Source organism: Cohnella luojiensis, assembly GCF_004564235.1.
GTDB classification, from domain to species: domain Bacteria; phylum Bacillota; class Bacilli; order Paenibacillales; family Paenibacillaceae; genus Cohnella; species Cohnella luojiensis.
This window is the reverse complement of the sequence record NZ_SOMN01000038.1, coordinates 28,797-51,704: the sequence shown is the minus strand read 5'-3', so window position 1 is coordinate 51,704 and position 22,908 is coordinate 28,797. Positions and strand designations below refer to the sequence as shown.

The window sequence follows — 22,908 nt, the reverse complement described above, 5'->3', positions numbered from 1 at the left end:
GGAACGGTGATGCCTTTCTCGCGCGCTTGTTTAACGATCAGGCCTCCTTCGTTGTACAAGCCGCCGAAGAAGATAAAGTCCGGCTTTTTGCTCAACACTTGGTTCAATACGCCGTTGAAGTCTTTTTCGCCGACGGTAATGCCTTCATAACCGGCAATCGTTGCGCCCAGTCCCTCGGCCGCGGTCTTAAACGCTTCCGCCAATCCTTGACCGTATGAAGTCTTGTCTTGAATAACGAAAATATTTTTCGCGCCGACCGTTTTCACCGCATATTCAGCGCCGGCCGGTCCTTGGAAGTCGTCGCGAGCAACGACCCGGTTCACGACTTTCAACTTACGGTCGGTGACCTCCGTAGCCGTATTAGCCGGGGAAACCATCGGGATTTTGTATTTCTCATAAACAACGGAGGAAGGAATGGAAACTCCGGAGTTCATATGTCCGAGCACGGCTAGAATCGCCTTATCGGCGCCGATCATTTCGGCGTTTGCAACCCCTTTTTTCTGGTCGCCTTGGTCGTCGTATGGAACGAACTGCAGGTCGAAGCCAAGCTTCTTAAATTCTTCTTTCCGTTCGTCGAGCGCCATTTGCCCTCCGAGCTTGATCGCTTCCCCTTGAACCGAGCTTCCTCCTGACAGAGGGGATTGCGATGCGATTTTGATGACGGTCAGATCGCCGCCCGATCCATCGGAATCATTCGTTCCACATGCCGCTAATATACCGATCATAAGTACGGAAATCATAAGTGCCGATAATGTTTTTTTCATCTTCATATAAATCCTCCTAAGTATGAATATACTTCTAGTAGTCGCTTCAGCTTTGTCGGCGACTTTGACGCTGCACTGCCAATGCCCGCTTAACCGGTTTAGAAACTTATCACCTCGACATCTCCAGGTTTGTAATCAATAAAAAATGGACTTCGCGTTAGAAACGGAATTATCATGTAAATCCGACTCTATTCGCGCTGTCCCTTGTACCTGATAGTAATACCCGGATCTGACTTGTCGATTGATGTCACATTATGTAACTAAATATATCAAACACTTAACATAGTATTAATATATTTCGTTAATATTATTATTACATGAGTAAAAATAGGTTTGTCAATGTATTATTTTTGAGATACGCTAAATTAAATGTCATGTTATATAACATGAAACAAAAAAAATGACCCGCAAGAGAGTCACTTTAATAAGTGTCCATCTTACGGGTCTCTTAATTGCGCCTTGAAAAAAGCATCGAATATCGACCGTACCCTTCCCTTTCCAGATCCTCCATCGGGATGAAGCGAATGGAAGCCGAGTTTATGCGGAAATGCAGCAGGGAGGGTTCCGGACCGTCGTGAAATAAGTGTCCCAGATGAGATTTCGATAGTCTCGCTCGCAAGGCCGTTCGCACCTGTCCATCGCTCAAATCCGCTTCCTTACGAATCAAGCCCTCGTCAAGCGGCTTCGAGAAGCTTGGCCATCCGGTGCCGGAATCGAACTTATCTTCGGAACTGAAGAGCGGGTCTCCGTTGACGACGTCAACGTAAAGTCCTTCGCGATCGTTATTCCAATATTCGTTCTGAAATGCGGGCTCGGTTTCGTTATTCTGGGTAACCCTATATTGCAGTTCCGTTAATCGCCGGCGCAATTGTTCTTTGTCCTTCCTATTATTCCAATTACGTCGGGCATAATCATCGCGGCCGGAGCCTTCCCGATAGAGGTTGTACTCTCTCCGATGAGTTTTGTAGTAATTCTGATGGTAATCCTCCGCTGGGTAAAACAGCCCCGCGGGCACGATTTCCGTCACGATCGGACGTTTGAAGCGTCCGCTATCCTGCAGCGCGCGTTTGGAAGCTTCCGCTTTCAAACGCTGTTCCTCGTTATGAACGAAAATCGCAGTACGGTACGAATGGCCACGGTCATGGAATTGTCCCCCTGGATCGGTGGGATCTATCTGCTGCCAGAAGAGTTCAAGCAAGCGCTCGTAAGGGAACAATTCCGGCTGAAACGTAATTTGGACAGCTTCGGCATGCCCCGTCGTTTCGGTGCCTACGTCCTCGTACGTCGGATTTTCCGTGCGTCCGCCCGTATATCCTGAAACGACCGATACGATTCCCGGAAGCTCGTCGAACGGCTTTACCATGCACCAGAAACAACCTCCCGCAAATGTAGCGAGCTGCTTACTCTGATCCGCGTCTTTCAACCTTATCCGCACCTCCTAATTTACTATTTGGTTACTCGCGCCTCGCCAGTTCATGGGCGTCTTTCAGGAGGGCTTTGACCGACTGCAACGTTTGCAAATAATTGGACTCCGTTTTACACAGCTCCGTAAAAATATCTTTCGAAACGTTCATCATTTGTTCCTTTAGAGATATGCCCTTCTCCGTCAGTCCGACTTCTACTTTCCGTTCATCTCCGGTCGATCGCCTTCGGTAAATCAACTCCGCTTCCTGCAGTCTCTTCAATAATGGCGTTAAGGTTCCGGAATCGAGCAGCAATTTGTCGCCGAGCTCCGACACCGTACTGTCGCCGAATTCCCACAGAACGACCATGACCAGATACTGAGGATAGGTTAGTCCGAACTTGTCGAGAACGGGTCGATATAAGCGGGTGATTTCGCGGGAAGCCGCATAGATCGAAAAGCACAGCATATTTTCAAGCTCAAACATCTCTTGCTTCGCTGACATCTCAAGCACCTCCTTGTACCATGCAATGTAGTAGTAAACAACATTATAATTCCTTATTTAATTTTGCACAATTTATTTAGGAGGCTCCTAAGATTACATATTTTCTCAATTCATATTGTACAAAATATAATTGACAGCAATATTGAATGGGGATATACTCATGAAAGTAAGATTGTGAGCAATACAATTTAGCAAAATACATTCATAGAGAGGGAGTAATCGGGATGTCGGTTTACGACCACCAAGTAAGAACGGTCAAAGGCGCAACGAAATCGTTAAACGAGTACAAAGGCAAAGTGTTGCTTATCGTCAACACAGCGAGCAAATGCATGTTCACTTCGCAGTACAAGGAGCTTCAAGGTCTTTATTCGAAATACAAGGACAGCGGGCTCGAAATCCTAGGCTTCCCTACTAACCAATTCGGCAAAGGGGAAAAAGGGACGAACGAAGAAATCCAAAGCTTTTGCGAAATCAATTTCGGAGTCACTTTCCCTCTTTTCGAGAAAATCGAGGTCAATGGAGACAATGCCCATCCGCTTTATCAATATTTGAAAAACGAAGCTCCCGGAGTTCTCGGTTCCAAATCGATCAAGTGGAATTTCACCAAGTTTCTCGTCGATCGCAACGGGAAAGTGCTTAAAAGATTCGGATCGGCCGAAAAGCCTTCCGATCTGGAAAAGGATCTCGCTACATTGCTGTAAAGTTCGCGATTTGATTTAAAGCAGGGAACAAAAAGAGCAATCGGCAGATCCCCTGCCCGATTGCTCTTTTGCTATGAGTGACTTCGACCGCTTGTCAGAAAAAGGTATAATTTCAACTTCAAAACACCATAATAAGGCGAGTTATTTTTCTTAGACAGGTGGTACGTCGTCATATGCTCCCCAATATACATAAGGCTCTAAGAGAGATATCAAAATCAAGCGATTTTGTACAAACAACCATTACGGTACAAGGCAAGCTTCTTCATTTCTCTTACTATGCTTCGCTTATAAACCATGAACAATTCCATCATGATTTACTCTCTTTTATTCAAACCACGAATTGTGAAATTGAAAATTTGGATGATTTAAAGGCTTTAATTCCCATTGAGGAAATCAAGGCCTCATCGGACCTGAAACAAATTTCACTTAGCTTAACCAAAGGTTCAATCTTTCTTCAAATAGATCCCCATCTCAATGAAGGTCTAGTAGTGAACATTGCGGATTTACAACTAGGTCTCCGTACTAATAATGATACTGAAAATGAATACAGCGTAATTGGCCCGAAGGTCGGATTTGTAGAAAATATTGATACCAATATGAATTTACTTAGAAAAGGGCTTGTATCTGAAAAACTTATATTTGAGGAACACACCATTGGTTCTGTTTCAAAGACAAGAGTAGCTATCGCTTATTTAGAGGGTATTACAAATCCTCAGCATGTTAATACGGTAAGGCAAAGACTGTTGGATTTGGATTTCGAGGTGATTTTCGACAGTTCGTTTCTCGACCAAATCATAGCAGACAACTCGAATACTCTCTTCCCTTTATTAATATCCACTGAACGTGTAGACAGAATAAAATACAGCTTGATAAGCGGGCAAGTAGCCATATTAAGCAACGGTTCTCCTTACGTGCTATCAGGACCTACCACCTTATTCGACTTTTTAATATCGCCGGAAGATTATTATTTACCATGGATTTTGGGTTCTTTCTTTCGACTTATTCGTTATTTTGGGGTCGCTTTTTCAATCCTGGCAACCTCCTTTTATGTTGCGATTCTTACTTTTCATTACACCGTCATTCCCAAAGAACTATTAAGCCCGATAATCGAATCCAGAATCAATGTTCCCTTCCTTCCTCTTCTCGAAGTCTTGTTCTTGGAAATAACCATCGAGCTGTTACGCGAAGCAGGGTCCAGATTGCCTACGAAGGTTGGTCAAACGTTGGGAATCGTAGGAGGTATCGTACTTGGGCAAGCAGCGGTGCAAGCCGCTTTAACCAGTAATATTCTGCTCATCATCGTTTCTCTTTCGGCATTGGCTTCCTTTACTACGCCTATCTTTAAAATGTCCAACACGATACGGTTTTTGCGTTTTCCATTGATTGTCTTGGCATCCTTTTGGGGCGGCTTAGGAATAATGATTGGGATCATGTTTATTTTAGGCCATTTAATGCGATTGAAATCATTGGGTTCGCCATATCTTGTTCCCCTGTTTCCTTTTCGTTACAAGGATTACAGCGACAGCTTTATCCGCTCTTCCTTTACCCTTACTTCGAATCGAAATAAGTATTTACGTCCGATCTTGACCAAAAGGTATTCCTTACAAGAAGGTAAAGATATTGGAGATGACTATAATAATGAATAGATTTCTGTATATCCCCGTTCTATTCTTCTGCTGCCTGTTATCCAGTTGCGCGCAAGAACGAATAATTGATCAGATAAGAATCATACAAGCAATTGGCTTAGACATCGAAGGAGAGAACATTAAGATCAGCGCCTCTTATCCTAGTTATAAAAGTGCTTCTCAGAAATCCTTGTTAACCGCGGAGTCGAAATCGATTAACGAAAATTTCACAATTATAACTACAGAGTCATCGCAGCCTGTCGAAATCGGTCAAATGCGGACATTGGTTCTTAGTGAACAATATGCAAGAAAAGGCATCTCGGAAATTGCCGACATCATCAATCAAGAATCCCTTAAAAGCGGCAATGCTACCATTGTAATATCAAAACAAACCGCAAGCTCGATTATATCCGAAACATTTAAAAAACCTCCCTATTTCTTATCGGAACTAATCGAACAAAACATGCACAATGGGAATACCCCTAAGACAAATTATCATTCATTCGTAAACCAGTATTATGGAGAAGGTCAAGATGTTTATTTACCTGCCATAAAGAAAGATAAGGGCTTATTGCATATGGTCGGAATCGGTGTCTTTAAGGAAGACAAATTAAAGCTTTGGTTAACCAACAAAGAAGGATTATATATTAAACTCCTGAAAGAGAAAGCCTTAACAGGCACATATGAATTCACGACCGGTCAAAAAGAGAAGTATTCCATTATCATTTTATCCGGAAAGAGAAAAATAGCTATGCAAAATGAAAAAGCAGCGATATCCCTTAAATTAACCGTCCAGCTGAGAGAATTTCCGACAAAAATAAACATCTTACAGAAGGAGGTTATATTTGGAATAAAGAAGAAAATCGAGGGTAAACTTGCATCCGAAATCGAAGCCATGCTAGTCCAGCTTCAGAAGAATAACGTCGATACTATCGGCTTTGGAGAGCAATTCAGAAAGCAGAATAGACATTATAACCAGAACGAATTTGATGAAAAAATATACCCGAAAATGGTTTTTGACGTAAATGCGGAAGTTATTATTTTACACTCAGGAGTTGGGCATTAGTGCAGAACCGGGTTAAGGAAAATTACACGATATCCGGATCCTTTGTATTTTTCTTAATCGGCGTTTCCCAAACTCCCGGCATCGTGTTGAATTTTCAAAGTCTAGCCCTTAGGGATGCCGGTCAAGATGCTTGGATATCGATTATCCTAATGGGTTTGAGCCTGCATTTTATTATTTGGATGATTTATAAGATGCTCGGTTATCCCGCTAAAGACGTAATTGACGTACATCGAACGATATTCGGCAACTTCATAGGCAATACCGTTTCACTGCTATTAGTCGGATACTATTTCATATTAGCTTTATTTGTCTTCCGAAATTACATTGAAATCATTCAAGTGTGGGTATTTCCAACTCTTAAGACGTGGGTAGTGGGAGGGGTCTTAATCTGCATCATTTATTATGCGGTATCCGGCGGGTTCAGGATATTAACCGGATATAGTTTTTTCGGGGTTCTTGCCCCAACGGTATTAATCTTTGCCCTTTACTTTCCGATTCGACAAGGCAATCTCAATAATTTATTGCCTGTATTCAATCACTCTTTTCTTGATTTGCTTAAAGCATCTAAATCTTCTAGCTTTATTTTCTTCGGAATTGAAACTTTGCTTATTTACTTCCCCTTCTTAAAATTACCCGAAAAAAACGTAAAGTGGGCGCATTTCGCCTTGCTCTTCACTACATTCAAACATACGTCAGTGATTATCGTAACCCTTATGTATTTTAGTCAGGGACTGCTGAAACATTCGTTGTGGCCGACTTTGGGGATGACGAAAATTATAGAATTATCCTTCATTGAAAGGTTTGAATATCTTTTTATTTTCATGTGGCTAACGGTTATCATCCCTGCAATTTGCATTCCCATTTGGTGCTGCACGAGAATTATGAAAAGAGTTGCTAAACTTAAACCCCGGTTGTCTTTGCCTTTCTTACTGGCAATCCTTTTCATCGCCGCGCTGATGTTCAACGAACGTATAAAGATCGATGCATTTGAAAAATTCTTAATCGAGATGGGATTTTATTTTATCTTTGTCTACATCCCGTTCCTCTTTATCATTTATGTTATTAGAGCTAAGATTGGACTTAAACGGAAATAAGGGCTGCCACATGACAGCCCCTAAAGGATTTATGTTACCTCTACTCTTAAAGCTTCTTGTCATCGACACCGCTCAACCAATTGTCTATGTCCCCCATGACGGATACGACACAGCCATCTTCGAACGGCGAAATAAGACCAGCCACCTTGACGAGTTCCAGGAACGACTTGCTACCGCCTTGCTGGCATAATTTCAAATAATCGGCCCAAGCGGCTTTGTAGTCTTCGTTCATCCGCTTCCAGAACTGGAACGCGCAGATTTGCGCCAGGGTATAATCGATGTAATAAAACGGCGAGCGAAAAATATGCTGCTGCTTCTGCCAGAAACCTCCGCGTTCCAGGTAGTCGTTTTCGTCGTATTTGCGGTGCGGCAGGTATTTCTTCTCGATTTGGCGCCATGCTGCTTTGCGCTCGTCCGGCGTCGCTTCCGGATTGTCATAGACAAAATGCTGGAATTCATCTACCGAAACGCCATACGGAATGAATTGCAGCGAGCCCGCCAGATGATTGAAACGGTATTTATCAGTATCCTCTTTAAAGAACAGTTCCATCCACGGCCAAGTGAAAAACTCCATGCTCATCGAATGGATTTCGCATGCCTCGTAAGTCGGGAACCCGTATTCCGGCACGTCGTAGTGGCGGCTCTCGAATACTTGGAAGGCATGACCTACTTCGTGCGTCAATACGTCGATGTCACCCGAAGTACCGTTGAAGTTGGAGAAAATGAACGGGGATTTGTAATCCGCCAAATAAGTGCAATAGCCGCCGCTCTGCTTGCCTTTCTTGCTGACCAGATCCATTAATCCGTTATCCTGCATGAAGGTGAAGAATTTATCGGTCTCCGGAGACAATTCCCGGTACATCTTAGCGCCGTTCTCCACGATCCAGTCGGGATCGCCTTTAGGCGTAGCGTTGCCGGTTTTGAAGCTGAACCCTTCGTCGAAATATTGTAATTGGTCGACGTCGATTCGGCTGCGTTGACGCTCTTTGAGCTTGGTGGTCACCGGTACCATATATTGAGCCACTTGATCGCGAAAATTTCGAACCATCTCGGCATTGTAATCCGTACGGTTCATCCGTGCATATCCAAGTTCTACGAAATTACGGTAGCCCAGCTTCTTGGCGATTTTGGTACGCACTTTGACCAGATCGTCATAAATTTGGTCCAATACGGGTTCATGCCCCGCCAGGAATTGATATTTGGCATCCGATGCCCGATGCCTCATCTCCCTGTCGGTCGACAACTCAAACGGAGTCAACTGAGCGAGCGTCCGTTCTTCTCCTTCGAACGGAATTTTCGCGGACGCGATGAGCTGGCTGTACTTCGTTGACAATTTGTTTTCTTGCTGCAGATCTTCAATAATTTCCGGGCTGAAAGTCTTGAGCGACATTTCCGCAAGCCGGAAAAGTTGCGCCCCCCATTCAGCCTCGAGCTCCTGACGGAATTTCGACTGGGTTAACGCACGATAGTAATCCGTTATGTACTCTTGAATGACAGGATTGGTTTCGTCGAAATAATCTTGCTCGGCCTTATAGAATTCGTCTCTAGTATCTACGGAATGGCGAATGGAGACCAGCGTCTCTTGCGTATTGTACTCGTTGCGCAATTTATTGATAGACACTATCGCTTGGTTTTTCTGTTCGACGTTTTCCGCTTGGTTGAACGACTCTATCAGTTCCTTAAACCTCTGTTCGATCTTTTTCGCATCTGGACGTTCATAGCGATACTCATTGAATAACATGAATCCGACCATCCTCTCTATTCTTGTTCAAGTTTGAACCCCCGTTACAACGGAAAATGACAAGCCGCTTGCCGATCATCGCCTGCCGGCTCCAGAAGCGGTTCTTCGATCCTGCACTTCTCTTGGACGAATGGGCATCGGGTATGGAATCGGCACCCTGACGGCGGGTTGGCCGGGGAAGGCACTTCCCCTTCCAGGATGATCCGTTCCGTCATCCGATGCGGCGTCGGCTTGGGAATCGCGGAAAGCAGCACCTTCGTGTACGGATGCCTCGGATGAGCAAATAAGTCCTCGGTTCGTGCGATCTCTACCATTTTACCCATGTACATGACGCCGATGCGGTCCGAAATATGCCGAACGACATTCAGTCCATGCGCGATGAACAGATACGTCAAACCAAGTTCCTTCTGAAGCTTCTGCAGCAGATTTAGCACCTGGGATTGTACGGATACGTCCAGTGCCGAAACTGCTTCATCCGCCACGACAAATTTCGGATTAAGCGCGATGGCTCTGGCGATGCCGACCCGCTGGCGCTGCCCACCGGAGAACTCATGGGGGTAACGGTTGCGGCGGGAGACGTCCAACCCGACAAGCTCCATCAGCTCCACGACTCGGGCGTCCACATCCTTCGCAGACATCCTGCGGTGCGTGCGGAGCGGTTCCGCAATAATATCCTTGACCAGAAACCGCGGATTCAGGGATCCAAAAGGGTCTTGAAAGATAATCTGCATCTCCTGGCGGAGTTTGCGCAAATCCGAGGAACCGACCTCTTGAATGTTCTGTCCCTCGAAACGAATATCCCCGTCCGTCGCTCTCTTGAGCTTCAGCAGGACGCGGGCCAATGTGGATTTGCCGCAGCCGGATTCTCCGACCAATCCGAAGGTCTCCCCCGCACGGATCCCGAAAGAAACGTCATCGACGGCTTTCACTTGGCCGACTACCCGGTTGAACAGCCCGGTTTTGATCGGGAAGTACTTTTTGACATGTTTGGCTTCTAGCAAGTACTCATGGGTCACGGCTGCGTCACCTCCGGCCTTGTTCCGATCGTCACCTTGGCTTCCCTGTTGTTCGGCTTGGCGGGCCTCGGATCGTCCGCTCCCGTATCGTCCAGCCAACAGGCGGCTTTGTGTCCTGTCAACGATTGGCTGAGCGGCGGTTCATTGGTCCGACATACGTCCATCGCATAAGTACAGCGGGGATGAAACCGGCAACCCGAAGGAATCTTGCTCATGGGAGGGATCGACCCTGTGATCGTATACAATTCCCCTCCTCGTTCCCCTTCCAGTCCGGGAATCGACTTCAGCAATCCTATTGTATAAGGATGGCGTGGGCGCTCGAAAATTTCCGCCACCGTCCCTTCCTCTACGACGGCTCCGGCATACATGACCGCGATGCGGTCGGCGACTTCGGCCGCAACGCCCATGTCGTGGGTAATAAGAAGCATGGACATCCGGAATTCCTTCTTCAGTTGCAGGAGAAGTTCCAAGATCTGGGCCTGAACTGTCACATCGAGCGCAGTTGTCGGTTCGTCGGCTATGAGTAGTTCGGGGTTGCAGGCAAGCGCCATGGCAATGACGACCCTCTGGCACATGCCGCCGGACATTTCGTACGGATATTGCCGCGCCCGGATTTCGGGATCGGGCATTCTCACCCGCCGCAGCATTTCCACGCTTTGCCTCCAAGCTTCTTTGGAGGTCAATTTCTTATGGGTCCGCAGCGATTCGGCGATTTGCTCGCCGACCGTGAAGACGGGATTCAAAGCGGACATGGGATCCTGAAAAATCATCGTTATCCGGTTTCCGCGAATATTCAGCATATCCTGCTGCCGCATACCGATCAAGTCCTGCCCGTTAAAAAGCACTTCGCCCTCCGTGATGATGCCGCCTGCATAATCGATCAACCGCATGACCGACAAGGCGGTTACGCTTTTGCCGCTTCCGGATTCTCCGACGACGCAGAGGGTCTTTCCTTTCTCCAAATCGAGCGAAACCCGGTCGGTTGCCTTGACCATGCCTTGGTCCGTCAGAAAGCCGGTCGTCAAATTCCGGATTTCGAGAATTTTTTCCGCCATTGGTCCAGCCTCCTTCGGGGAATCGTCGTTTTCCTAGGATCCATTGCGTCCCGAATTCCGTCGCCGATGAAGTTGACGGCCAGTACGACAATCAAGATACATAGACCGGGATACAGGGCTTGCAGGGGATCGGTCAGCATGAATTCCTGGGCATTGCTCAGCATCAGGCCCCAGCTCGTATTCGGAGTCTGTATTCCCAACCCCAGGTAGGAAAGGGCCGATTCGCTCAGAATCGCGCCGCCCACCATCAAGGTTGCGGTTACGATAATCGGAGCCGAAGAATTGCGAAGCAGATGTCCGAAGATGATGCGCCAGTCGGAGACCCCGATCGCCTTGGCCGCTTCCACATATTGCATCTCCCGCAGCTGCAGGTAGTTTCCGCGAACGAGCCGCGCCACTCCCATCCAGCTGGTGAGCGCGAGAATCCAAATCATATACGACGCCTTCGATCCGAAAATGGCTAAAATCAAAATATTAAGAAACAAAGTGGGAATAGAGTACATGACATCCACCAAACGCATGGCGATCGTGTCCACCCACCCGCCGAAATAACCGGAAAGCGCGCCGATCAGCGTGCCGATGACAACGGATACGAAGGCAACGGAGAAACCGACCGTAAGGGAAATCCGACTGCTGTACAGCAGCCTGGAGAAAATGTCCCGCCCTAGTTCGTCCGTACCGAGCAAGTGGCCTTCCGAACCGGCCGGCAGGTTCGGGAACATCATATCGATCCGCGTCGGATCGTAAGGAGCAATCCAATGAGCCAATAACGCCGCCAATATAAAGAATATTAAGATCACAAGGCCAGTGACCGCGAAAGGATTATGCATGAATTTCTTCGCCGATGTCTTCCAAGGTCCCGACGGCGGCGGTTCTACGGCCGGAGATGGCATTCCCATCGGTATGCCTTGTGCCGTTTTGTCGTTGAAGCCGGATGCGGCCGGTTGAACTTTGCTATCGCTCATGCTGCAGATCCGCCTCCCCGTCCGTACTGAACACGAGGATCAACCACGGCGTAAAGAATATCCGCTACCAGGTTGCCGATGACCACCAAGACGGAAACGACCAGCGTGATGGACATGAGCACGGAGTACTCGCGCGAGACGGCCATTTCCACGAACAGACGGCCCATTCCGGGCCAGTTGAAAACACTTTCCGTTAGAGCGGCTCCGCCTACTAGAATAGGCAGATCGATGCCCAAGATGGTAATGATGGGGATCAGCGCGTTACGGAGAGCGTGGCGGAAGACCACTTTACGTTCCTTCAGGCCTTTGGCTCGAGCCGTACGGATGTAATCCTGGTTCAGCACCTCAAGCATGCTGGCACGGGAATATTTAACGTAACCGGCCAAAAAGCCGAGAGATAGCACCGTGACGGGAAGAACCAGATGCAGCATTAAATTGCCGATGTCGCCTTGCTTGTCCATATCGTACATATCCGACAAAGGCAATATATCGAGCTTCATGGCAAACGTTTGCTGCAAAATAATGCCGAACCAGAACGTCGGCATTGCAAACCCGAGATAGGAAATGAAGTTGGAGGTCTGATCGGAAAACCCGTATTCCTTGGTACTGTTATATATCCCCCAGGGTATGGCGATGATCAAGGATAATAACCAGGCTGCCGCCATCAAAATCATCGTGTTTTTCACGGTGGGCCAGAGAATGTCGCCTACGGGAATATGGTTTTTGAAGGTATGGCCCAGATCCCCCTGCAACAAACCTCCAATCCATTTGAGATACTGTATGTAAACCTTCTGATCCAGCCCCAAATTATGCGCTTGAATCTGGGCAGCTTCCGGGGATAATCCCGGAGCCAGAAATACCTGAGTAGGACCGCCTGGAGCCGCATGGATCAAGGCAAATGTCAGAATGGTAATCAGGAAAAGCACCAGTACGGATTGCAGCACGCGACGTATCAAATATTCGGTCATCCGGCGTCCCCCTATCACTAGTACAGGGGAAGGGCCAGAAGGACCTTCCCCTGAATCAGTTGATTATGATATTGTTAGCTTACTTGCTTTCTACCCACCAGTTGATGGCATGGAACAGGTAGCCGTATGCCAGGGACGATTCCGGCGCGTCTTCTTCCGCCCATTTGATCTTGGAAGTATTGACGGCTTGGGGCAGGCCGTACTGATACAAGAATACGTAAGGCAGGTCGACGGAAATCTTCGCGCCGATTTCATGATAGATCTCGGTGCGCGCCGCTTGATCGACGGTAAGCTGTCCTTTGACCCACAGCTCGTCGATTTCCTTGTTTACGTACCAGCCGCCGTTTTGACCGGCCGGCGGGAAGTATTTGGAGGAGAAAATGCTTTCGGCATCCGGATCCGGGTTGCTGAGGGACCATGCCAGCAATATGGCCGGGAATTTGCCCGGGGTGATGTTCTGGTCGATCCAGGTCGCGAAGTCGATGCCTTTCGGATTCACTTCGATACCTACGTCTTTCAGGTTTTGCTGGATGATTGCTGCAACTTGCTCGCGACGGCTATTGCCGGAATTGTACTGAAGCTCGAAGGAGAAACGGTGTCCGTCCTTCTCCAGAATTCCGTCTTTGCCCGGCTTCCACCCGTCTTCCGCCAACAACGCTTTCGCTTTCTCGGCGTCATAGGTGTAGTTGGTTGCTTTATCGCCAGGATCTGCCCAACTGCCCGGCAGGAATGGGGTGTTCATCAGGCCGCCGGAACCCTTGAGCACATTGTCCACCATGCCTTGGCGGTTGACGGCGTGCGCAATGGCTTGACGGGTTTTCTGGCCTTTGAACGGAGAGTATTTATCCGGGAAATTCTCGTCCTTGAAGTTGAACTGAATGTACTCGTAAGTAGGACCCGGTTCCAGAATGACTTCGATTCCTTCTTTTGCCTTCAGAGGTTCGATTTGCGTCAGCGGAACGGCTTGCGTCATGTCGACGTCGCCTTTCATCAGCGCTTGAACTTCGGTATTTTGGTCCGCGTAGATCTTATAGATGATCGTATCGATGTGCGGTTTCTTTTCTCCCCAGTAGTTAGGGTTTTTGTTCAGAGTGATATGTTGTCCTTGTTTCCATTCAGAGAACATCCAAGGACCGCTGGTTACCGTTTTGGCCGGATCGACGCCGAACGGATGCGTTTTAAGGTCCTTCGCAGGTACATCCTTCAGGATATGAGCCGGAGTGATGGATGCGAAGAGAGAGAATTGAAACGGTGCATAGACCTGCTTCAGCTTGATCTCGATCGTTTGATCGTCGATCTTGTTGATAGCTTCGATCTTGTCGTATTGGCTGATGCCGGGTGCGCCGACGTCCGGATTGCGGACCGTGTCGAAGGTGAATATCACGTCATCCGCCGTAATCGGCTGCCCATCGCTCCATTTGGCCGTGTTTTTCAATTTAATCGTGTATGTTTTGTTGTCATCGCTGATGTTCGGAAGTTCTGCCGCGATGGACCAAGGCTCGGCTACAAGGTTTGCATTTCTGTCCAGGTCGTACAGCTTGGCGAATACGAGGGCATCGATGTCCCCGGATGCCGTGTCGTTAATGAAGATCGGGTTGACGGATACGATGTCGGAGAAAGTGCTGATGGTCATGGTTCCGCCGTCTTTTGGCCCTTCAGAAGGGCTGCTGGAAGGGGGTGCGGATGGAGACTCGCTGGCTGACGCGGTAGGTGAAGCGCTGGGTGACTCCGAAGGTGAAGCCGAATCCGACGGCTTGTTATTCGAACACCCCGCAATCAATACGGCTGCAAGCGCAAAAACGGTAAAACTCGAGACCCACTTGTTCTTTCTCACTCATTCATCCTCCTCGCATTTTGTGTAGCAAATAATGGTATAAGCGCAAGGCGCTTTTTTGAAGCATAACTAATTTTCAGAATAATCGCAAAATCTTTTTTCTTCGTCTTTCTCGTAATCCCGTAGGCCTAATTTATATTTATTAACTTTTATTAATATTCATAACCTCGTGGATTGTGGCCGCTATTCTAGTTCGAGTAAATACGACAAATTACATTAACTGGAATATGTTTATCGTTACCTTGCCCTCCTATCAAAAACCACAACAAAAAGAGAGGCTCTCGCCTCTTTTTTCGTCGTAACTATTTAGAAAAAAATGATTTCTCATGCAAACAAGAATGAAAACGCTTCATAAGAGAATACGATAGTTGATGTCGAATTTTCCCGCATAGTTTGAGCCTCAATATCATGAAGAAGGTATAATCATACAATTGATTTTTTTAATAAATTTTTTCTAAAGACGTCTCATAAGCTCAACAATTTTGCGACAAATCGTTGATTAAATATTTCAGATAATTCATCCATTACCGTTAAATAGACGAGTCCATTGCCTTCAAGTTTTGGAGAGTTCCCCAAAGGTACCGTTCTCTTTATTAATTGAGCATAAAGCTCTCGCTCCGTGAGATTTCGTTCGAAGCTTGTATTGACAAGAGCTTTTATCAGAGCCATTGCACCGGCAACATGCGGAGTAGCCATGGAAGTTCCGCTTAAAGTTGCATATTTTCCATTTAAGTAGGTTGATATAATTTTCTCGCCTGGGCCCACTAAGTCTACTTCATTGTTTGAATTCGTAAAATCGGAAGAGCGTCTCTCCAAGTCGATTGCGCCTACGCTTATCACTTCATTATAACAACCTGGATAATCGAACTCATCGGTTGAATCAACGCCGTCACCTTGATTGCCTGCCGCGCAAATCACGAGAATGTTGTGGGAAACGGCTTTTTGAATGGCTTCATGCAGTTCTTGACGATCTTCCGGACCGCCAAGCGACATAGAGATGATGTCCGCTTTTTGTTCTATTGCATAGTTAATCCCATTAATAATCCATTCGTATTGACCGGACCCGTTTTTATCAAGAACCTTGATAATGAGCAGATTGGCTTCAGGGGCTACACCTACGACGCCATTATTGTTCTTCGTTGCGGCGATCGTCCCGGCAACATGGGTACCATGGCCATTGTAATCCTGGAATACGTCAATTTTCCCTCCATCATCGTCCGTAAAATTTCTTCCGCCGACAATCCGTTCTTTCAAGTCAGGGTGAGTAATGTCGCAGCCCGTGTCCAATATGGCAACCGTTATGCTCTTCCCTTTTGTTTGATCCCAGATTTTGGGGGCCTGAATCATTTCCACCCCTTTTGGAACTTCATTGACCTTGTCGGCCAGTTCAAGCACTTGAAACGGAATCACATGTACTTTTCGCTCCATTTTTATTCCCTCCTATAGGATTAGATATATAAATTGAAGCTGAACAGTGATGTACCTAATATTCTAACAATTCTGAATTTGATATGACAGTTACCTTTGGAATGTGCCAAAAGATATATTTTTCTCACCTCGAAATCATCTCTGCTCTTGAGACTCTTTAGATTCCGGGTTGAAAATCGAAGAGGCATACTTGGCTAGGCGTACGCTGATTTCCGATCGCAATGCCTCTCGCACAATTCCGAATTTATCTTCGTATCCTCTGCAGACATAGCGATGGTAGATAATTCCGTCCGCCGTCTCGTCATCGAATACTTTAATGTTTCGATTCTTCAGTTCGCGCCGAAGCGTAAACAGTTCCTTGCTAATTCTGTCCATCACGAGTTGGATAAATTGTTCGAAGTACCTTTTGTATAAATTCGGAACCCTTCTTGCTTCCTGCAGGCTCTTGTTGCTCATCGTAAGCATATGCGGGAGCATGATTAAGTCGCGGATCATCTTAAGCTCCTCCGTTGTCGCACGTCCCGTCAGCGCTTTATTATGACGATCCTGATATTGCTCCTGATGCTCGGTTAGCAGCATCTTTGATTTCCAACGTTCGTTTCCGTCAAGTTTTGTCATTTGTAGTGTCCCCCGATTTGCTCAGACCGCTCTCTTGCTACTCCGGAAGATAATAGCGACGAGGCTCGCATAAGTGCATGACTTCCGTAACGGTCTTTTATTTCATCCGTAGCCCGTTCAATGTCGTAAGCTTCGGCACGATCTTCAAAAAGCGTAAGTTGATAGGTCTTGTCATCGGAAAGCTGCGTCAACGAGATATATAGATGACTTAACGGCAGTCCGCGCCAATGCTCCACGAATAGCTGCCGAGCCGCCGCCGCGACTTCATGCGTAAGCGATGTCGGCTGTTGCAACGTCATTTGTCGTCCAAACCCCGATGAGCGTTCCCCGTCCGTTTCGGCAGCGCCTACGGAAACAACCCGACCTTGATAGCCGAGCCTGCGCGCCCTCCTGCATACCTCAACGACCAGCTCAAGAAGGACGACTTCGATATCCGGCAGTTTGCGGTAAAGACTGCTGCGCAGCGCCTTGCCGTGACTAACCGATTTCAGGTTTCCGCGTATGGACGCCACAACCGGGCTCGGATCGATCCCGCGCGCCGTCTGCCAGTAATATTCCGCCTGGATATCGCTCTGTTTCCCCATTCGTTGCTTCATTCTCCTTTTGAAATCGGCAAGCGGCATTCTCGCAATGTCTCCGATCGTGTTCAGTCCCATATACATAAAATGCTTGGTCATACGAGATCCGACCATAAACATATGATGGACGGGAAGCGGCCACAGATCGGATTCCATATTCTCATACCCGAGTTTGAAAATACCGTCGCTCCGTTTCTTGGCGAAGTTATCCGTTGCCATTTTAGCGAGAATTTTCGTTGGGCCGATACCTACTCTAGACCAGACTCCCGTCGACAGAAGGATGCGAGACTGGATGGATTGAGCGATTTCGGCAGGAGAACCAAAAGTCGCGATGGATCCCGTCACGTCCAAAAACTGCTCATCGATTGAATAGGGCTCGACTTGGTCAGTGATTGACTCGAATATTTCCGTGATCAAAAGCGATATCGTGATATAACGTTGCATCCTTGGTCGTATGACGATTAGATCCGGACATTTAGCAAGAGCCTCCCCTATTCTCTCCGCCGTCGTAACTCCCTTCGACTTTGCGATCGGACAGGCTGCCAGGATGATGCCGGACTTTCTTTCCGGATCTCCGACCGCTACCGGTTTGTCATGATACTCCGGGTGTGCGGCTTTTTCAACGGATGCGTAAAAGGATTGGCCGTCGACTAAAAAAATGGTACGTTCAGGAGGCATGTCGAGTCACCGGCCAAGTCGCAAGAATGCGACCGATATCAAACTGCCGAGGTACTCGTTTTTCGATGTCGTACGCATTAATCGGGAGATGCCTTTTCACGAGTTTAACCAAATCCTTCCCCTCCATAGGAACGTTTGTTCTTATATCATATTACGAACAATTGTTCCCGTGCAAGTGGGAAATTATCCTGCTTGTATTATTCCCAGTGATCCGCCGTAGACTTTTATCCCCTTGTCATGCGTTCTCCCGGTTCCAATACGGCGACTTCTACCCGAACGGTTTCCGGATATTTAATTCCGCTTCCCGTATTCAGGGCAATGACGGTTTCACCCGCTTTAATCCATCCGCTTTCCCTTAATCTTCGTGCCGCCGAGAATGTTGCCGCGCCTTCTGGACATACGAATGCCCCTTCCAAACGAGCGATTTTCTTCTGCTCCTCCAGCAGCGAGGCATCATCGATGGCAATCGCACAGCCGCCTGATTCGTAAATGTCTTTGAGCACAAGAAAATCACCCAATGCTTTCGGTACGTTAATGCCAAAGGCCGCAGTCTTCGAATCCTCCCAAAACTGGGATTCAGCCTTTCCTGCCTCCCATGCCTTAACGATCGGGGCACAGCCCTCCGCCTGTACCGCTACTAGGCGTGGAAGCTTCTCTTCAATCCAACCGAGTTCAATAAGCTCCTTCAGCGCTTTATATATCCCGATTAACCCCACGCCGCCGCCCGTAGGATACAAGATCACGTCAGGTACTGTCCAATTGAGCTGTTCTATAATCTCCAGCCCCATCGTTTTCTTCCCCTCGATCCGATAAGGCTCCTTCAAAGTCGAAGCATCGAACAAGTCGTGCTCCTTGACGGCTTGAGCTACTATTTTTCCCGCGTCGCTGATCAATCCATTAACCAGGTTAAGATTAGCACCGGAAATCGCGCATTCATTGCGGGTAATGACGGGAGCTCCTACAGGCATCACGATAGAGGCTTTGATGCCAGCTCTAGCGGCATATAACGACCAAGCCGCGCCGGCGTTGCCGTTGGTAGGCATGGCCAGCTCCCGAACCGCCAATTCCTTGGCCTTGGATACTCCGACAGCCGCTCCGCGCGCCTTAAAACTTCCTGTCGGTATGATGCCTTCGTCTTTCATCCAAAGATGGTCGATTCCCATTGACAACCCCATTCGATCCATTCGCAAGAGCGGAGTCATTCCTTCGCCTAACGTTACGATGTTCTTCGGATCGATAACGGGAAGAAGCTCATGGTATCTCCATAAATCGTTGGATCGTCCTACAAGACTCGCGAGCGTCCAATTCTTTTTAAGCTTCGGCAAATCGTAATCGACTAATAGTGGAGATCCGCACGCGCACAGCTGCTGGATTTCAACGAATCCGTATTCCTTTTGACATTTGGGGCAATGAAGATGACTAATATAACTGAATTCCATTAATGTAACCTTCCTTTATTCAAGATAGGCGGCCATCCTCATATCAAGCAACATGATTCGATCTGCCGATACTGCCGTTGAGTAAGAATTTGTCGGTAGCGGAGTCGTAAAAATAATCCAGGTTTCGTTCACCTTGTTCCAGAGTTACGCCTGCTACAAGATGGTTACGATAATACTATTCAAAACCTATTTTGATTAATGAACTTTCGGTTCCCGTTCTTCTCTTCGCTAGTTTTAGGATGTGCACTACGATTAGTCCGACACCAAAAATGCCTGCCAATAGCAGGGCAAGCAGCAGCTTTAGAAAGTTGTCCGATGTATATTGACCGTCGATTGACCGTACGAATTGGAACAGAACCAAAAGGCTTGCAGCAGCTCCAAAGATCATGTACCTTCCTCTGCGATAGCGGATTGCCTGTATATAGGAAATCAAAATCAATGCGAAGATAATGATTGCAATAAACCGGTTATGTACGAGAGAGTCGTTGGTTCCAAACACGAGACCCGTTGTATCCGTTAACGAAAAGTACCATTCCACATCCGGAAGTCGGTCCAGCCGAGCCTGATAGGTCCTCGCGTCTTGCTGAGTGAGCGGGATATTGGAATGAACTCGATAATGGCGAGCCGGCAAATGAATAGACAACTCCGCCTTAGTGTCGCCGTTCCAATAGGCAGCCGGAGTCAAATAGTACAGTTGCGTGATGACCTCGTTGACCGTCCCGATTCGATGAGCGCCTCCGTAAGCTGTATATTGCATGGAGACCTTTTGTGTTTCAGTAGGTTCAAACGACAGTTCAAACGAATGTCCGTTAACCGATTGTCTATTCGAACCGGAATAACGGTCACTATAGGTCATGGGTTTCCCGCTAACCGGCTCCACGAAATCTTTTTTCACTTCGGGATCCCAACCGTTGATTTGTACGTCTGCCACGAAAGAAGCCTCGACTTTCCGTTCTCCCTCATGTACTTGCAGGGATTCATCTTGGAAAGCAGGCGTGATGAACATCATCTGTATTTCTGTTTTCCGTTCAAGCGTGTTCTTCAGCACGTATTCTATGTTGACTGTCGGGTGAGCCAGTTCTTCGTCAAAATGGAAGCTCACCTGTTCGCGAATGAGACTAATTCCAGAAACAGGATCGAACCGCAGAGGACCGTCGCCCGGTGGGGGCCAAGAGACCGGTCCGCCGTTGGCGTTGGCAAGAGAAGAAAACAAAATGGAGACTATTCCCAATACGATAAACAGAGCCACTAAGCGAAATCCGTTCATTAGATAATCAGTCCCTTGGTTACAATTTTCCAGTTCACGTAACTGTTCGTTCTCGGATTACGAATTAAACAACGGGACATACTTTTTATGGCAGCCATTGGTTGCGAATGTTTGGAACGTACAGAAGGGAGCACATTTACATGTCTCGCCAAAAGACAAATAATAAGGGCAAAAAATCGCAAAATCCCGGAAACAATCACGATTCTGCAGTCCCGGGTTCGACCAACAAAAAATAAGTTTGGGAAATTCCCAAAATGTTGCGGAGGTAATAGCTATGCCATCAAGCCGGAATCATCAAGGGGCGCATGGGATCGGACAAGCTGAAGAACAATTGAATCAGCAGGCAAATGCGGCGGATGCCATCCAAGGCGGAAGTGAAACGGATCGCGAAATTGCTAAGGCGGCGAACCGCGATGCGCATACCTCGCTAGACGATCATCGATAGTAAAGAACGAGGGATTTAGTAATTGCAGGCTGCCGAGCTTTTCGGCAGCCTAGGTATAACAATCTCTGGCGTCGAATAACTGGTATTTTTAGTCACCATATATAAGATACCATGATATGGATGTATTTGTACCGGATTTACAATCTGCCCTTTTGTTCAATAAAAAGAGCAGGCTGCCGTGGCAACCTACTCGTGTTTTCAAGGTAAATTTTACTTTTCGTCAAATTCCTTAATAGGAAGTCCTTCATCTTTCCAAGCTTTCGTTCCACCATCAAGAATGTAAACGTCCGTAAATCCCATGTCCTTGAGGGTTTTAGCACCAAATGAGGCTATGGCTCCAACATTACAAGCCGTAATAATCGGTCTAGTACGGTCTTGTAAACGTTGGTCGCGATAACTTTCAGGAAGTACTTGGTCTGCTCTAACTGCCAGCATTCCGACCGATATTGGTATTGCCCCAGCGATAATTCCCGTCTCTCGAATGTTCCAAGCATCACGCACATCAACTATTAAAGTGTTTGGATTATCCTCTATCATTTTTTGTGCCTCTTCTGGGGTGACTAATGGGATGTTTTCCTTTGCCTCACTAACTAACTGACCGAAGGTCTTTGCCATTTTATACACACTACTTTCCTGTTTTTATAAATGCCACTTTTATTTATATTCTTATCACAGGTAAGTATGACGATGTCCGTAAGCTGAACAGGCCACCGATGTCGGCAGCCTGTTGTTTCATACACATCCACTCTTTTATGTATGGAATCTATTCTTTTCCAACCATTCTCCCGCAAAATCAACACCTGTTTTCATATTAAATAATCTACATTCTGCATTTCCAATTTCACCCAATGTAACGTTGCTAGTTTCTTCGAATGCTTTTCCAATCTGCTCAAAATCCTGATCGGAATCATAAGCATAATCTTCAAACCATTTCCAAACTCTTTTATTATTTTCTATTATTGCAGTTCCCATCTTTTTTCTTGGCATTTTTTCATTTAACGCTTCAGCAAGATGAAAGCTTGTGCAAGAATCATAGTTGACGCCTAATAAAAGAACTTTTGCGTTTAATTCATACAATTTACCTAAAGGAGTATTCCTCCCAAATTGAGGTGTTAACTGATGATTATCTGTAATCACGTTTGCATATTTTCCACTTGCAGAAAAAGATACTTGCGGATGGTTGGACCTAATGGATTCTGGTAAGGTCCTAAATAACTCAGCGATACATCCCATGCCCCTAGTTGGCGAAAGGTCTACATCAAAGCCAGGCATGCTTTCATATATCTTTTCTATCCATTCCTTCGGGACGGGAGGATTACGCCATTCAGCTGGATCGGAAATTCCGCCGCTATGTGCGGGCATTACTAAAGTCCCGCTCTTACCTACAGCTTGCTTAAGAGCCATTAATACAGCCTGAGCACCTCCACAAACCCACCCTAAGCTTGAAAGAGAAGAATGTACTATTAATATATCCCCCTCTCTGACTCCAAGTTTAAATAAATCATTATATACGGAATCTATATCATTCATTTTCTTTGATAATTCGATTGTTCTTTGTTCGCTCATTAATCTCATCACCTTCATTTGATCTTCTTATCGCATCTTAACCCACGTGATTTCGACTAGACGGTCTTGCTCAAGTCTCAAAAAACGCCCGTAATGCGGATAACGTTGTACCTCACTTTGAGTCTCGAATTTATAAATTGTCTCTCAATGCCT

21 protein-coding genes are annotated in these 22,908 nt (G+C 46.8%); 5 read left to right on the top strand and 16 right to left on the bottom strand.

The genetic code is table 11. From position 1 onward, the window contains the following. The 3 genes from E2980_RS20360 to E2980_RS20350 all read right to left on the bottom strand — a co-directional run. On the bottom strand, positions 1-770 hold a 770-nt coding region (locus tag E2980_RS20360), incomplete at its 3' end, for a branched-chain amino acid ABC transporter substrate-binding protein (protein WP_135154057.1). Between the two features lie 442 nt (positions 771-1,212). Beyond that, the gene (msrA, locus tag E2980_RS20355; RefSeq protein WP_135154056.1) at positions 1,213-2,187 is read right to left on the bottom strand and encodes a peptide-methionine (S)-S-oxide reductase MsrA; all 975 of its coding nucleotides are present in this window, start codon (positions 2,185-2,187) and stop codon (positions 1,213-1,215) included. A 31-nt stretch (positions 2,188-2,218) separates the two neighbouring features. Further along, positions 2,219-2,671: a MarR family winged helix-turn-helix transcriptional regulator gene (locus tag E2980_RS20350; protein ID WP_135154055.1), complete on the bottom strand. Its 453-nt coding sequence runs from the start codon at positions 2,669-2,671 to the stop codon at positions 2,219-2,221. A gap of 224 nt (positions 2,672-2,895) precedes the next feature. On the opposite strand from E2980_RS20350, the gene E2980_RS20345 reads away from it, so the two are divergent. The 4 genes from E2980_RS20345 (at position 2,896) to E2980_RS20330 (ending at position 7,157) form a co-directional block, all read left to right on the top strand. Next, complete coding sequence (locus E2980_RS20345; protein ID WP_135154054.1) at positions 2,896-3,372, top strand: glutathione peroxidase; 477 nt, start codon at positions 2,896-2,898, stop codon at positions 3,370-3,372. 173 nt (positions 3,373-3,545) lie between these two features. Continuing rightward, on the top strand, positions 3,546-5,018 hold the full coding sequence (locus E2980_RS20340; protein WP_135154065.1) for a spore germination protein: 1,473 nt from the start codon (positions 3,546-3,548) through the stop codon (positions 5,016-5,018). Next, the gene (locus tag E2980_RS20335; RefSeq protein WP_167747203.1) at positions 5,011-6,063 is read left to right on the top strand and encodes a Ger(x)C family spore germination protein; all 1,053 of its coding nucleotides are present in this window, start codon (positions 5,011-5,013) and stop codon (positions 6,061-6,063) included. Before E2980_RS20340 ends, E2980_RS20335 begins: the two co-directional genes overlap by 8 nt. Then, positions 6,063-7,157: a GerAB/ArcD/ProY family transporter gene (locus E2980_RS20330; RefSeq protein ID WP_135154052.1), complete on the top strand. Its 1,095-nt coding sequence runs from the start codon at positions 6,063-6,065 to the stop codon at positions 7,155-7,157. Before E2980_RS20335 ends, E2980_RS20330 begins: the two co-directional genes overlap by 1 nt. Positions 7,158-7,203: 46 nt before the next feature. On the opposite strand, the gene E2980_RS20325 is transcribed toward E2980_RS20330, so the two are convergent. The 11 genes from E2980_RS20325 to E2980_RS20275 all read right to left on the bottom strand — a co-directional run bounded on the left by E2980_RS20325 (position 7,204) and on the right by E2980_RS20275 (position 20,744). Next, a complete protein-coding gene (locus E2980_RS20325) occupies positions 7,204-8,898 on the bottom strand; it encodes a M3 family oligoendopeptidase (RefSeq protein WP_135154051.1) in 1,695 nt (564 codons plus the stop codon). A 44-nt stretch (positions 8,899-8,942) separates the two neighbouring features. Then, positions 8,943-9,914, bottom strand: a complete 972-nt coding sequence (locus E2980_RS20320; RefSeq protein WP_135154050.1) for an ABC transporter ATP-binding protein — start codon at positions 9,912-9,914, stop codon at positions 8,943-8,945. Continuing rightward, positions 9,911-10,969: an ABC transporter ATP-binding protein gene (locus E2980_RS20315; protein WP_135154049.1), complete on the bottom strand. Its 1,059-nt coding sequence runs from the start codon at positions 10,967-10,969 to the stop codon at positions 9,911-9,913. Before E2980_RS20315 ends, E2980_RS20320 begins: the two co-directional genes overlap by 4 nt. Beyond that, a complete protein-coding gene (locus E2980_RS20310; protein WP_135154064.1) occupies positions 10,936-11,868 on the bottom strand; it encodes an ABC transporter permease in 933 nt (310 codons plus the stop codon). The genes E2980_RS20315 and E2980_RS20310 overlap by 34 nt, the downstream gene beginning before the upstream one ends. A 62-nt stretch (positions 11,869-11,930) precedes the next feature. Further along, positions 11,931-12,902, bottom strand: coding sequence for an ABC transporter permease (locus tag E2980_RS20305; RefSeq protein ID WP_135154048.1), 972 nt, complete (start codon positions 12,900-12,902; stop codon positions 11,931-11,933). Positions 12,903-12,981: 79 nt separating this feature from the next. After that, complete coding sequence (locus E2980_RS20300; protein WP_240703117.1) at positions 12,982-14,736, bottom strand: peptide-binding protein; 1,755 nt, start codon at positions 14,734-14,736, stop codon at positions 12,982-12,984. 465 nt (positions 14,737-15,201) lie between these two features. Next, entirely contained in the window at positions 15,202-16,164 is a 963-nt protein-coding gene (locus tag E2980_RS20295) for a S8 family peptidase (RefSeq protein ID WP_135154047.1), read from the bottom strand. A gap of 135 nt (positions 16,165-16,299) precedes the next feature. Further along, positions 16,300-16,782, bottom strand: coding sequence for a YhjD family protein (locus E2980_RS20290; protein WP_135154046.1), 483 nt, complete (start codon positions 16,780-16,782; stop codon positions 16,300-16,302). Continuing rightward, on the bottom strand, positions 16,779-18,038 hold the full coding sequence (locus E2980_RS20285; protein ID WP_135154045.1) for a DNA polymerase IV: 1,260 nt from the start codon (positions 18,036-18,038) through the stop codon (positions 16,779-16,781). The genes E2980_RS20290 and E2980_RS20285 overlap by 4 nt, the downstream gene beginning before the upstream one ends. Positions 18,039-18,262: 224 nt before the next feature. Beyond that, positions 18,263-19,477 carry a threonine synthase gene (locus E2980_RS20280; RefSeq protein WP_135154044.1) on the bottom strand — a complete coding sequence of 405 codons (1,215 nt, stop codon included), beginning with the start codon at positions 19,475-19,477 and terminating at the stop codon, positions 18,263-18,265. A gap of 175 nt (positions 19,478-19,652) precedes the next feature. Further along, the gene (locus E2980_RS20275) at positions 19,653-20,744 is read right to left on the bottom strand and encodes a hypothetical protein (protein WP_167747202.1); all 1,092 of its coding nucleotides are present in this window, start codon (positions 20,742-20,744) and stop codon (positions 19,653-19,655) included. 274 nt (positions 20,745-21,018) lie between these two features. Between E2980_RS20275 and E2980_RS24370 the strand changes: the two genes are divergently transcribed. Next, positions 21,019-21,189 (top strand): hypothetical protein, encoded by a 171-nt coding sequence (locus E2980_RS24370; RefSeq protein ID WP_167747201.1) that lies wholly within the window; start codon positions 21,019-21,021, stop codon positions 21,187-21,189. A gap of 210 nt (positions 21,190-21,399) precedes the next feature. Here E2980_RS24370 and E2980_RS20270 read toward each other — a convergent pair whose 3' ends face one another. Both E2980_RS20270 and E2980_RS20265 read right to left on the bottom strand, forming a co-directional pair. After that, a complete protein-coding gene (locus E2980_RS20270) occupies positions 21,400-21,804 on the bottom strand; it encodes a rhodanese-like domain-containing protein (protein ID WP_135154042.1) in 405 nt (134 codons plus the stop codon). A 135-nt stretch (positions 21,805-21,939) separates the two neighbouring features. Continuing rightward, positions 21,940-22,755 (bottom strand): AAC(3) family N-acetyltransferase, encoded by an 816-nt coding sequence (locus tag E2980_RS20265; RefSeq protein ID WP_135154041.1) that lies wholly within the window; start codon positions 22,753-22,755, stop codon positions 21,940-21,942. Positions 22,756-22,908: the final 153 nt, after the last annotated feature.